Annotated in this window: 8 protein-coding genes; 1 reads left to right on the plus strand and 7 read right to left on the minus strand. The window is 52.3% G+C overall.

The genetic code is table 11. The features are described from left to right. Positions 1-122: 122 nt before the first annotated feature. Positions 123-3,305, minus strand: coding sequence for a glycosyl hydrolase family 18 protein (locus DFP98_RS31480; protein WP_116064611.1), 3,183 nt, complete (start codon positions 3,303-3,305; stop codon positions 123-125). 492 nt (positions 3,306-3,797) lie between these two features. Between DFP98_RS31480 and DFP98_RS31485 the strand changes: the two genes are divergently transcribed. Then, a complete protein-coding gene (locus tag DFP98_RS31485; protein ID WP_116064612.1) occupies positions 3,798-4,163 on the plus strand; it encodes a hypothetical protein in 366 nt (121 codons plus the stop codon). A 255-nt stretch (positions 4,164-4,418) separates the two neighbouring features. Here the strand turns inward: DFP98_RS31485 and DFP98_RS31490 are convergent, their stop codons facing one another. The 6 genes from DFP98_RS31490 to DFP98_RS31515 form a co-directional block, all read right to left on the minus strand. Beyond that, positions 4,419-5,591, minus strand: coding sequence for a GntR family transcriptional regulator (locus DFP98_RS31490; RefSeq protein ID WP_116064613.1), 1,173 nt, complete (start codon positions 5,589-5,591; stop codon positions 4,419-4,421). A 242-nt stretch (positions 5,592-5,833) separates the two neighbouring features. Next, complete coding sequence (locus tag DFP98_RS31495; protein ID WP_147310310.1) at positions 5,834-7,417, minus strand: extracellular solute-binding protein; 1,584 nt, start codon at positions 7,415-7,417, stop codon at positions 5,834-5,836. A 55-nt stretch (positions 7,418-7,472) separates the two neighbouring features. Further along, positions 7,473-8,363 (minus strand): carbohydrate ABC transporter permease, encoded by an 891-nt coding sequence (locus DFP98_RS31500; protein WP_116064615.1) that lies wholly within the window; start codon positions 8,361-8,363, stop codon positions 7,473-7,475. Positions 8,364-8,386: 23 nt separating this feature from the next. Continuing rightward, the gene (locus DFP98_RS31505; protein WP_391571355.1) at positions 8,387-9,313 is read right to left on the minus strand and encodes an ABC transporter permease; all 927 of its coding nucleotides are present in this window, start codon (positions 9,311-9,313) and stop codon (positions 8,387-8,389) included. Positions 9,314-9,447: 134 nt separating this feature from the next. Further along, entirely contained in the window at positions 9,448-10,635 is a 1,188-nt protein-coding gene (locus DFP98_RS31510) for a GntR family transcriptional regulator (protein ID WP_116064616.1), read from the minus strand. Between the two features lie 28 nt (positions 10,636-10,663). After that, on the minus strand, positions 10,664-13,435 hold the full coding sequence (locus DFP98_RS31515; protein WP_246016916.1) for an alpha-mannosidase: 2,772 nt from the start codon (positions 13,433-13,435) through the stop codon (positions 10,664-10,666). Positions 13,436-13,440 lie beyond the last annotated feature (5 nt).

Raw genomic sequence — 13,440 nt, forward strand, 5'->3', positions numbered from 1 at the left:
CGATTTTACGACTGTAAAGGAACCCTCCCAACTTCCTGCTAGGAAGAGGGAGGGTTAAGAGGGGGCGTTGCCGCCCCCTTCTACTTATTTTCTGTGCTGCATATCGCCGCGACTGAACTTAATTAAGGTTGAACGCTCCATAAAGCCGGCACGTTCGAAGGTTCCCAACCGGCAAGGGAAGTGTGCGGTTGGACGCATTTATATATTTTTCCGTTGTAGGTGACTAGATCGTCTTTGACATACGCCTTATTAGCAACCCATGCCGCAGCTGCAGGGGCATCGGTTGTAACTGTCGCGGCATTGCTGGCAGTCGAAACGTTGCCTGCGTCGTCCTTGGCTTTGACTGTAAAAGTATAGGACGTGCTAGGCGTTAGGTTACTGATGACGGCAGTAAGCGTCGTGCCGTTCACGGAGGCGGCAAGCGTAGAGCCGTTATAGACGTCGTAGCCCGTTACGCCGAAGTTATCGGTGGAAGCTCCCCAAGCCAGCGTTACGCTCGTTTGGTTTTTGGCTGTGGAAGTCAAGTTTGTCGGAGCTGTTGGAGGCTCGGTATCCACTGAAGGTGTTTCATCGGTCGTGACGGTCACGGCATTGCTGGCAGCTGAAACGTTGCCCGCATCGTCCTTGGCTTTGACCGTAAAGGTATAGGGCGTGTTAGGAGTCAAGCTACCAATAACTGCGGTGAGCGTCGTGCCGTTCACGGAAGCGGCCAGCGTAGAACCGTTATAGACGTCGTAGCCGGTTACGCCAACATTATCTGTAGAAGCTCCCCAAACCAGAGTAACGCTCGTGTGAGTTTTGGCTGTAGAAATCAGATTTGCAGGAGCCGCAGGAGGTACCGTATCTGGCGTTGTCGGCGTCTTAGTCACAATGTTGCTGGCAGCGGACACGTTACCTGCGGCATCTTTGGCCTTCACATAGAAGGATACGGAATTGGCTGCTGTGAGGCCTGACGCTGTATAAGTGGTTGTTGCGGAGCTGCCGACCCAATTCGCATCCTGATAGATATCGTAGCCGGTTACGCCGATATTATCGGTAGACGCTGTCCATGTTAGGGTAACGGCCGTTGCCGTTTGTGCAGAAATGGCGAGATTCGTAGGCGCACTCGGCGGCTGCGTATCCGCAGGCGGAGCGGATTGAAGCTGCCATAACGTTGGAGCGGCCGAAGGCTCCCAGCCTTGGATGGAAGAGTGGGCATACGTACACTTGTAGAGATTGCCGTTGTAAGTGACGTAAGCTCCGACTGCATACGTTGTGTTGGTTTGCCAGGCAGGGAAAACCGGGTCGGTCGGCGTTGTGACATAGAGGGAGTTGCTAGATGCAGAAGGGTTGCCGGACAAATCTCTGGCAATCACATAGAAGCTGTAGGTCGTTCCCGCAGAAAGTCCGGTGATCGTTTCCGTTGTGTTTTCCGTCGTTTGTACAAGTGTGCCATTCCGGTAAATATCGTAGCCGGCGATATCGTCGTTGTCGGTCGAAGCTCCCCAGCTTAGTTTTACCGTCGTTTTTGTTTTGGCTGAGGAGACGAGGTTGGTTGGAGCAGTTGGCGGTTGATGGTCGACGATCGGCGGCGAAGTGGTGACGGAAAGGGCGCTGCTGGCTGCGGAAGAGTTGCCCGCGGCATCTCTGGCTTTGACTGTGAAAATATACGTTGTGCTGCCCGTTAATCCTTTGATGAGCGCAGATGTTGTTGCTCCGTCAACAGACAGAACCGGCGAACCATTCCGATAAATATCGTAAGCCATAACCCCGACGTTATCCGTAGCAGCGCTCCAGCTTAGCGTGACTTTCTTATCGCCATGCCCTGCATCGACCAGGTTCGTTGGCGCTGTCGGAGGAACCGTATCCGCAGGCGGAGTAGCTTGACTCAAATCTCCAGCGACTTTATCCAACAGCTTAGGTCCTGTGCAGCTGTATTTGGGACTTGTGCGGCAATCGGAGCTGAACTCCCAGAACATGGCTCCGCCGAGATAGTTGTTCTTGATGTATTCGGTTTTGTAACCGATGGATTCCGTATCGTCGTAGGAGATAAAGATTTTGGTCGTCGGATTGTAGAGGTAAGGAACTTTGGCAATGTTGTTAAAATAGCGCGTATACCCGTTCTTATTCACATAGTTTGCGGCGAGATCCCCGTAATCGAACACCCCTGTATTCCCGGAATTGGTATCGTCCCAAGTCCCGTTAGGCGCCCATTTGAATACGGAGCCGTTATCTGCCGCGCAGGTCTGGTATTGGCCGTCGTTATTCGGCCCTGGAGGGCAGTTTTTCCAGCTACGAGCCATGAACTCCAAGCCGACAACGATTTTATTGAGAGGCACGCCGGCATTTTCGTAGGCCTGGATCGCACCGTCCACGAAGAAGTTGTTGCTGTAGTAAGGGTCGCTAGGATCGCCGTAAAGCCCGGTGTTATGACTCGTCGTAGCTTCAAAAGAACCGCCGTGGAAGTCATAAGTCATAATATTGATCCAATCGACGATATGAGCAACTTTGTTGAGCTCGGTGTTATCGACGAATCTTTGGCTCGCTCCGGAAGCGATGGTAAGAAGGTAATGCTTGCCGTCCTCCGCTCCTGCTGCATCCAATTGGTCGCGGATTTCTTGCAGCAGCAAGGTGAAGTTTTGCTTATCCTCCGGGCGGTAGCTATTGCCTTGAATGGCTTCGACATTCGGGTATTCCCAGTCGAGGTCTACCCCATCGAACCCGTAGGCTCGCAGCGCATCGACGGCGGACTTGGCGAAGTTTTTCCGAGTTTGATCGGATGCCGCCGTATCGGAGAAGCGATTGGACCATGTCCAGCCTCCGACCGAGAGAATCGTTTTTAGATGAGGGTTTTGCGCCTTCAAATTCCGTAGAGCTCCGAAGTTGCCGCAAGCCGCATCGGCCCAGCAGCCGGTCGTTGGACCGCCAGGGGTCGGGCGCAAGGCGTCGGCATCCGGATCGCCAAGGACGATACTGCCATTGGGAACGGTGCCGGATTGAAGCGGAATTCCCGTTACTGTACAAGACCAGGTTTGTTTGTTCGGATTGTCTATCGCTGTTGAACCATTCCCATGTCGACCCTCCCAACAAATATCGGCAAAAGCATAGTTGATGTGCGTGACTTTGGAGGCGTCGATATTCGTAACGTTATAGCTGCGGCCATAGATTCCCCAGGAGGGGAAATACCCAACGATTTTGTAATTGCCATTGGGGTTAGCTGCACTTACATTTTGTACGCCGACGCTGGATACGAAGGGTATGAGTATAAGCAATAAACAGACCCAGGCCAAACCGGTTTTCTTTAAGCCAAATCCTCCGTTAATCATGAATTCTCCTCCTTTTTTTGAAAACGACTAGTCACTATTCCGTACTCGCGTGATGCTGAGTGGGCACGTGAATAGTGAAAGGGGTACTGCTGATCACAGGTCAAGCCTCACCTCCTTTTAATTGGAAAGCACGAATTCGACCTCACCTCCTTTCAGTAGTAAGTGGGACTTCAATAGGCTGAGTTATGGGAGAACGATGGTGGCGGTACAGGCACGGCTACGATACATATGTGAAAAGTTGGATTCTTTAGTCTGCGAGGATGTTAAAGCGTTTTCATTTTGTAGATGAATGAAGGATTAGGCGGAAGATTCGTGGGCATCAGTTGATATCTCTTAATTTACCATTTAATTCTTTATTTTTACAATAGGAAAAGATGTCGAACGGCATCGAATCGCCCAGTTCATATATAAATTTTCACATAATTATTGCGGAATGAGCCCCGCGATCCGATATTGAGGATAAGGTAAAACAATAAAGGCAGGTGTGTGGAAATGAGCGAAAAATTTTGGTTAGTGGTGCAATATACGCTGAACAGCGCAAAAGGAAGCCAACGCGACAACTGGTTAAGAGATAAAGTCATGGAATACTTGGAGCTGACTCTAGCGGATGCCGACTTAGGCTCTGTGGACGGTTTTGATATGGGGAAATGCATCTCCGATCCGAAAAAATTTGCACTTAATATATTTTGTGTCGTAACGGACGAAGAACGGAGTATAGCCATGGTTAAGAGGGTTTTAAGAGAGAGCAGGCTGGATTACACTCGTATCAAAATTGCGACAATGCCCTATGGAAAAGAAGAGGAAACCTATACTCTGAAATATGCCTCTAAAAAGGGGGTTACCGATTTTTCGTTGTAGCGGTGCCTGTTAAATATGAGGCTTGTTGCTTTAAACGCTGCAGCTGCTTGAAATCCGAGAGTAACTTATGTTGTGTGGGTATTTCTGGGGACAACTTGTGGACAAGCTGTGGATGAGCAACATCAAGAACTAAAAAACATACACGACACCCCTGCAGGAATCCGATTAGCCAAGGCCCCATCAGATTGGAACTGCCAGAATGTCGTGATCGCGATAGCCGTATTTGACCGTGGTTTGCAGGCGCCGTCGGCCGTCTTAGTGTGCAGATGCCTGCTCTCGAACTTTAGGAGCGGCGCAGGAATTTCTTTCGATTAATTTCGGCGGGAGCGTGATCCGCGTATTGGAGCGGGCGGGATCTTGCATCGATTCGAGCAAAAGCCGCACAGCGGCGACGCTGATCGCTTTTTCGTCCTGGATGACGCATGTCGGAGGAATCGCCGAGAAGGATGCCATCTCATACTGGTCGAAGAAAATGATAGAGAAGTCCTCTGGTATTCGCAGTCCGAGAGAGGCTACGGCTTTAATCGTTGTAAGGCCAATGGCAAGATTTAACGCAAATACCGCGGTCATATCCGGTCTGGACGCGATGAAGGAACGAATCGCTTGCAGCGAATCTTCATCCACGACACCTTCATTTAGCACGAGATTTAGCTTGTCGGCATCAAGATTAGTCAGGCGCAGCTGATGATCGACCGGGAAATGATGCTCCGATAAGCCTTTCTCATATCCGGCAAGGCGGTCCTCGATGCTGCTTGTACCGGCAATTTTGCTGGAGATAAATCCGATCCGCGAATGACCAAGCTCGACCAGCTTGTTGACGGCCATTCGGCCTCCCTCCACGTTATCAATGCTTACGGAATTCGTCTCGATGCCGCGGAAATAGCGGTCCAAGACGACGAATGGAAATTGATTAAGCTTCAGACGAAGAATCTCTTCATTGTAAGATTCCCCGTCTACCGGGAAAATGATAATGCCTTTAACGCCTAGTTGAAGCACCTCGCTCAGCACTTTTTTCTCCATCTCTTGCGAGTTATGCGTGCCGCAATACAGCATCTTGAAGCCATGTTTGACGAGCTCTTGTTCCGTTTCCTGCATAAGCTTTGTGACGAACGAACCGGTCAAATTGGGCAACAGAAAAGCGACGAGCTGCGGTTTGGGCGTGTCGCTTGATGGATAGTATATGATCGACTCGCCGGCGGAATCGGTGGACACGAACGAGCCCTTGCCTTGAATGCGAAAAATAAGGCCTTCCTCGACAAGCGCGGTCAGCGCCGATTTGATCGTGACGCGGCTGACGCTGAACTGCTCGGCAAGCTCGATCTCTGAAGGAAGCTTATCCCCCGGCTTCCATATTTGTTGATCGATCTGGTCTTTAACGTATTGGCGGATTTGCGTATACAGCGGTACGCGGCGGCTGGACTTAGTCAAAATAATCGCCTCTATTCCAGTATGACTATCGCTCTTTCATTCCAATGTTCGATTGATTCTCTAATTATACAATAAAACCGGACAAATGAACAACTTAGTCAATTGTAAACCGCCGGGCGCATACGCCAAAAGACCGGGCAATGTAACCCTGCCCGGTCGTATTAACATCTAAGGATCTTAAGTTTCGGGGCCTTCATCAATTATCTGAATCAGCTTTGAGGCAAAAGCTCTGCTTTACTAAATCATTTATCCGATTTGCTGGCTAGGAAAGCATCAACCTGTTTTTGCAGTTCGGTGATAATGTTGTCCAGACCCGCCGCTTGTTGTTTGGCGATATAGCCGTCGATGTCGGTCTTCAAGCCGGCTAGAATCGGTTTGCCGAACTCGTCCTGAACCGTGTCGCGCTGCGCCAGCTCGTTCTTGATCGGTTCGGGATCGAAGAACAGACCGCCGAGCGGATTATTGATATTATTGGGTTGGTTTGCGAAATCGGATTCCGCTTGCCAGAAGCCGGCCGGATTGACCTCTGTCGGGCGAATGAATTGCGGCTTCCAGAATGCCCATTGGGAAGCCCAGCCCAGATAAGCTTTATTACCCGGATTGTCTTTGTCTACGCCGTCCGGCAGCGTGGCCGCTTCATCCTTGACTTGATAATTGACGCCTTCGACGCCGTACATGACCATGTCGTAAAGCTCCCTGTCCGTCTCGAGCAGGTTGAGGAACATCAACACCCGTTCTGGATTAGGCGAGTTTTTATTGATTCCGACGACGTTGGCCAGCGGCGATCGGTTGTAGAACGGTTTGTCCGGATAGAGCATGGATGCTTCCGTAACAATGGCTTTGTCGGGATAATTGTTCGTTTGCGACGAGTGTTCGTGCGTACTGTATTGCGAAAAGACTTGGCCATTGCCGAACAAGGTATTAACGTCCGTCTTATCTACCATGGCATCCTTCGACATAATGCCGTCGTCCACCCATTTCTTCGCCCAGGCAGCCGCTTCTTTAAACGCTTCCGTCTGCTCGAACGGAATGATTTTGAAGGCAGGATCGTTAATGTCGAAGACGAGTCCATGGAAATTCAAGTCCGCTAATCCATACTTGAGCATCATGAATTGACCGATATTATACGGATAACCGCCCGTGAAGCCGATGTTGAAGACGCGCTTGTCCGAGTTGGTTTCTTTTGCTTTTAACAGGAAGGCGTCCAGTTCTTCCATCGTCTTGATGCCATTGTGCGGAAGTCCGAAGCCTTGCGCGTCGGCAAGGTCCTTGCGCCATTGGATGAACGGTCTATGATTTTGCTTCATCGTCCAAGGCAGGCTCAAAACCTGTCCGTTGACGGTTGCCGCTTCGAGCGCCCCGGAAGTTTCATATTTGGCGTTCAGCTCCGGAGCGTATTTCGGCAGCAGCTCGTTCAGGGGGAGATAGGCGTTTTTGCCGATCATTTGTGAGTATCCAAGCCATTCCGCATCGAAGTTCAAGTCCCATTTGTCTCCGGAAGCCGCCATGACCAGCAGCTTATTGGAATAATCGCCCCACGGGATGAACTTCACCTCGAACTTGGCGTGCAGGATGTCCTTGTATTTCTCGCTGATGGCTGCCCACACGGCGTCAGCGCCGGCCGGCTTGTCACCGCCGAAGTAGAACTTCAGCGTAACGTCCTTCAGTGGCTCGGCGGCGGCCGATTCGGAAGATTGACCGCTGGAAGAGGATGATGACTGAGAAGAAGCGGCCCCCTCATTGTTCGTTTTGTTGCAGGCGGAGAGCGCTGAGGCGATCATCATCGCGCAAGCCAACATCATAAATCCTCTCTTTTTTCTAAGCACAAATTCCAGCCCCTTCTAGTGAATTTAATATACTTAACGGCATTTGCCGGTTAAGTCAGCCTTTGATGGCGCCAACCATGATCCCTTTGACGAAGTAACGCTGTAGCAGCGGGTACAGAAAGATAATGGGACCGATCGTCAGAATACAGGTGGCCATTTTCAAACCTTCGGTCGGCGTCATGTCGGTCAGATTCCGAATTTCGGATGTGCCAATCTGGGACTGCAGGAACTGGATATTCGAGACGATGACGCGCAGCAGGAATTGAATCGGGCGCAGTTTCTCGTCGTCGACCAGCATCAGGGCCAGCCACCAATCATTCCAGTACCCAAGGGCGATGAACAATCCGATTGTTGCCAGCGCCGGCTTGGAGAGCGGCAGGATAATCTGGGCAAAGGTTCGCATTTCCCCAGCGCCATCGATCTTGGCCGATTCATGCAGTTCTTCCGGGATAGAGCCGATAAAATTGCGCAGCAGGAAGATGTACCAGGCGTTGGCGAGATAAGGCACGATCAAGGCGATCAACTGATCCTTCAGGTGAAAATAGTTAATGCAGACGATGTACCAAGGCACCATGCCGCCGCTGAACAAAATGGTGATCAAGCAATAGACGGAGATCGCATTGCGGTATTTGACCGATTTGCGCGAGATCGAATATGCGATCATAGCGTTGATGAGCAGGCTGGCCACCGTGCCGATAATCGTGACCAGGAACGTTATTTTGTAAGCTTGCAGGATGATGTCGATTTTCATGAACAGGACTTGATAGGCGACAAAGGTGACGTTTCTTGGAATCAAGGAATAACCATGCTCCATGATGTCCTTCTGCGTACTGAGCGAACCGCTTATGACCATCAGAAATGGGATGATGCAAGCGGCCGATATCAGGAACACGATCACATATATCGTGATAGGCGCGTCCCTTCTAAACTTTCTGCGAGTGCTCATGCCGATAAAACTCCCTTCTGGCGCTAGAATAGCGCGGAATCTCTATCCATCTTGCGAACAATCATGTTGAAGCCGACAACGAGAATGAACGAAAGCACGGACTGTATAAAGCCAGTGGCCGAAGACATGCCGATATCGCCGGATACGCGCAGGCCTCTGTAGACGAAAGTGTCGATGACGTCGGTTGTCGGATAGAGCAGGGAGGCGTCCCCGATGATCGCGTAGAACATGCCGAAATCCGCGTTCATGATTCGTCCGAGCGCAAGCAGCGTGAGCATAATCAGCGTCGGCCGGAGCAGCGGCAGCGTAATCTTCACGATCTGCTGCCAGCGGGAAGCCCCGTCGATCTCAGCGGCCTCGTAATAGGTGGCGTCAATGCCGGATAAGGTGGCCAGATAGACGACGCTCCCGTAACCGATTGTTTTCCAGCAGGCGATCAGTGTTAGAATGATAGGCCACAGATGCGGCGAGGAGTACCAATCGATGGGCTGCATGCCAAGGCCGGTGAGCAAGCCGTTCAATAAACCATGCTCGCTGTTGAACAGTACGTAGGTAAATACGCCGACGACGATCCAGGAGATGAAGTAAGGCAGGAATGTCGCGGATTGCGCCAGCTTTTTGAACCTCCGTCGCGCGATTTCGTTCAGCATGAGCGCGAAGCCAACCTGCGTAACAATGCCGCCCAAAATGAACAGTCCGTTCAGGAGCAGGGTATTGCGCAAAGCGCGAAAAGCTTGAGAGGACTGGAACAGAAACTTGAAGTTGTGATAGAACGGATCCATCCACGGACTGCCGAATATGCCTTGATCGAATGTGTAGTTTTTGAACGCGATCAGCAAGCCGAACAATGGCATGTAGTTAAAGCCGAAGAGCAGCAGCATGGCCGGAAGCGCGAATAAGTAGAGCGATCTATTCTTGTATAGTTCCTTGAAGAAGGGCGTGATCATCATGTTCACCTCGCTGATATACATCGGTAGCGCTTTCAAAAAGAGACTGACACCAAAGGAGATTAAGAAACCGTCCATTTAATTTAGTTACAAATAATCATATAATACAACTTTCGCTTTAAATAATACCAGTTGTACTATTGTGTTGTAAATATGTTTTTTTGTAATGCTTTTTTACTGGGCGGTGCGCAAGATTCCCGGATGAGCAATTGGGGTGTCAACGTGACTCTGCGCGGTTCGCCATAGGGATTGCGAATAGCCGACAATAGCAATTCCACGGCTGCTTTGCTGATTTCCGTGGCGTCCTGAACGATGCAGGTAGGGGGCACCTTGGCGAAATCGGCCATCTCGAATTGATCGAAGAAAACGACCGACAGATCTTCCGGGATGCGCAGTCCAATGGACTCCACAGCCTGCACGATCGTGAGTCCGGCAGATAGATTGAGCGCAAAAATGGCTGTCATCTCAGGATTGGATCGAATAAAGGTGCAAATCGCTTTTAAGGCATCCGGATCGGCCTGTCCGTCTTTAAGGACGGAGTCGAGGCGGATAGATTCGAAATCCGTAATCCGCAAGCGGTGGTCTACGGCAATGTGATGCTGAGATAACGCCTTTTCGTAACCGGCGACCCGGTCCTCGACGCTTGTGGTGTCCGTAATCCGCGTAGAAACAAGGCCGATCTGACGATGGCCCAAGGAAATCAGCATTTCCGTCGCCAATCGCCCTCCTTCGATATTGTCCGCGCAGACGGAATTAGTCTCGATTCCCCGGAAATACCGGTCGACGACGACAAAAGGAAAATGACCGAGCTTGAGACGAAGAATCTGTTCATTATAGGATTCTCCGTCCACGGGGAAAATCACGATGCCGCTGACTCCGAGCGCAAGCACTTCGTTAAGAACTCGCTTCTCTTCCTCTTGGGAGGATGCGGTGCTGCAATAAAGAAGCTTGTAGCCCTTGCCGGAGAGCTCTTTTTCCATGCCATCGAGCAGCTTCGTCGTAAACGAGCTTACGATGGCAGGCAATATAAACGCGATCAGCCTATTTCCGAGATTTTCTTCCTTTTTCGGCTCGTAAACGACCGGTTCTCCCGAAGCGTCCGCCGAGACGAAGGTCCCCTTGCCCTGAACCCGATAAATGGCGTTGTTATCGATCAATTCGGATATCGCCGTTTTGATGGTGACGCGGCTGGCGCCGAACTGCTTCGCCAGCTCCGCTTCGGAAGGAAGCCTGTCGCCGGCCTTCCATATTCCCTGATTGATCTGATCGGTCACGTACTGCCGGATCTGATGATACAACGGCTTGCGCCCGTTTAATTTGCTCATGCACTTCAACCCTCTCTGTCGGATGTATTTAACGCCGGACGAAAGCTGCCGTGATGATTTCAGCAGGACGAATCTGCATTACGCAGGGAAGGGCGTGCCTGACCTCGAGAGGGACAGCTTCCTCCAGAATTGTCGTTTTGTAGGCTGCTTCGGCCCCGTCGGCGCTTAGGATACGCAAGGCTGTCGGGGTGCGGGACGTATTGAACCAGCGCGCGACAAGATCCCCCGTCTCGGCGCTGATCTTGAACGAGGAGAGGGCTAATGCTTCTCCTTCCCAATCTAACCAGGCGTACTCGCCCGGATAACGGCCCTTGCCGACTTCTTTCTGCATCACTGTCCAGGGCGTCTGAAAGCCATAGGCGATCGTGGCGGCATTATGGCGGGAGGATTCCCCTGCATACGGAATTAATGCGAATTCGGCGGTGTGTTCGCCCAGGCATTGCGCTTCGGGCGTCGGGAAATGACCCCAGTCGCCCAATTCCCCCACTGCCCGAAGCAGCGTCAGGGCGATTGTGCCTTGTCCGTCCCGAAGCACTTCATATTCGTTCAGACCGCGATTGGCGACGGCAAGCCCGCTTGCGTCGTCGTCGATGGCTACGAAGGCATGCTGGTGCTGTGTGTATGACGGATTTTTCCATCCCGCGGAAGGCTGGGTATTCCTGCTGGCGATTTCGAAGATCGAGTCCGCATGGTGCTGCGTGCCGGCAATCGCTGTCGGAAACAGCACTCGAAGTCTGTGATCGGTTGCTTGATTGTCGAAACGGACGCGAAACTTGAGCTCGCGTGCATCGGCATCCAGTGTCACGAGAGTCCGCAGCTTCAAGGAAACCGTATTGTTCGCCCGCCCGCATTTCCGCAGCGGAAATGCGACGAGGTACTGTCTCTCCTTGTCGAGCAGGCTATCGGCGTTAGCCGGAATTTCCCATTCGTGAACAATTTCGTACGAAGCCGTGCAAGGAAGATCCTCTACGAGCTTAATTTCGGCTTTCAGGCCATCGCTGTACAACGGCTGCACGCCGGGCGGCTGCATGAACATATATTCGTTGCCGATGTCGCCGGTATCCTCGAATGTCAGCAGATTGCGATAAACCCGGCCCGTGGATAGATGCGTCAGCTCGATCGTCCCGTTGGGAGCGATGTCGACGGCGAGGTGCCCGTTGGCCATCCTGCACGGCCCGGTAACCAAGGACTTCGGTTCCGTACCGACCTGCAGATCTTGCTCTTCTATCGGCGCCAGGGCGTACGACTTGCAGCCAAGCGCAGGAACCGGGCCGACGGACAGCTTCACGCGTATGCGGCGAGACATATACGGCTGTCGAAAACCGTGATCCGGAAGCATATAGCCGAACTGTACGCCCAAGTCCGCAATCTCTGCATCGATTCTATTGCCGTCGAGATCGAAGACTCCGAAGCCGGTGATGTCGAGCTTCTCCAACTCGGCAGCCATGTTCTGCGGCAAAGGCTGATAAAGAGAAACGTTAGTCGCCGCTTCCTCGGGAGTCGGTACGAGCAAAGGCCGCTTGTCGACTTCGAGGTCCACGCTCAGGACGCCGCTGCGTTCCCGACCTGCGGTATTGAAAACAATGAAGGGGAAGGAGCCGGCTCTAGTCCCGAAAGCCGAAGTATCGATCTTAACGGCCAACTCCTTCAGGCTGTCCTCCGCGATGGCTTGCGCCATCGCTTCGGCTTTGGCGAATCGGGTCATCATCTCGCGATGAACCTCGTCCACGCTGCAGCCGCAGATGCTGTCGTGCGGGTGATTCTGCATCAGCGTCTTCCAGGCGTAGGCAAGCTCGGCATGCGGGTAAGCGTACCCGGACAGATGCGAGATCGCGGCCAGCGGCTCAACGACCTTTTCCAGATAGGATTGAATCCGCTCGTTCGCCTGCTTCAAATAAACGCGCGCCGATGCGGTGTTGACGAGCGTTCCCCAGCCATCCGTTCCCTGGCTGCGGAGTTCGCCGGCGATAACGGTAAGATCGTCCGGGGTCGCGTGCACAAGCATCTCGCAGTAATCGACGAAGTTGGAATGAACGAACTCGTAATTCGGATACAGCTCGCGAGCGGTTTGCAGCGCGGCGGTCAAGTCTTCCTGGACCGGCTGATGGTCGCATCCGTTCATCAGTAGGAGCTGCGAGGTAGAGGCGTATTTCTCCGCATTGGCCAACCGTTTATCCCAGTAAGCTCTGGCTTGTCCGGCATCGACGGGAATTTCCATTCCGTTGTTGTACCAGTTTGCGAACAGTACGCCAAGCACGCGTGTTCCGTCGGGGGATTCCCAGACCATCTCGGAATAGGGGGACTCATAGGACGAGGCGTCGGCCCGTGCATGCTTACCTTTAGGTCTGACCCCTCTGCCGAATACCGCAACGCGGATGCCGGCCTGGGCGAGCAATTGCGGCGCTTGCCCCATGTTGCCGAAGGAATCGGGGAAATAGCCGACTTTGGCAACCCGTCCTAATGCCGAGGCTTCCCTGTGCCCGATCTGCAGGTTGCGGACGTTCGCTTCCGCGCTCGTAAGAAACTCATCCTGAAGCACATACCAGGGGCCGATGATTAATCTGCCTTCGCGAATGAAGCGGGTGATGCGCTCCCGTTGTTCAGGGCGGACCTGAAGATAATCGTCCACTATGATCGTCTGGCCGTCCAGGTGAAAGCTGCGAAAATGTTCGTCGCGATCGAGCAAATCCAGAACGGAGTCCAGAAGACGCACGAGACGGAAATGATGTTTTTCGTAGGGCATGTACCACTCTCGATCCCAATGCGTGTGGGAGATGACGTGAACCTGTGGCTTAGTCAAAAGTT

Origin of the sequence: Cohnella phaseoli (assembly GCF_003386235.1) — a bacterium.
Classification (GTDB): Bacteria; Bacillota; Bacilli; order Paenibacillales; family Paenibacillaceae; genus Cohnella; species Cohnella phaseoli.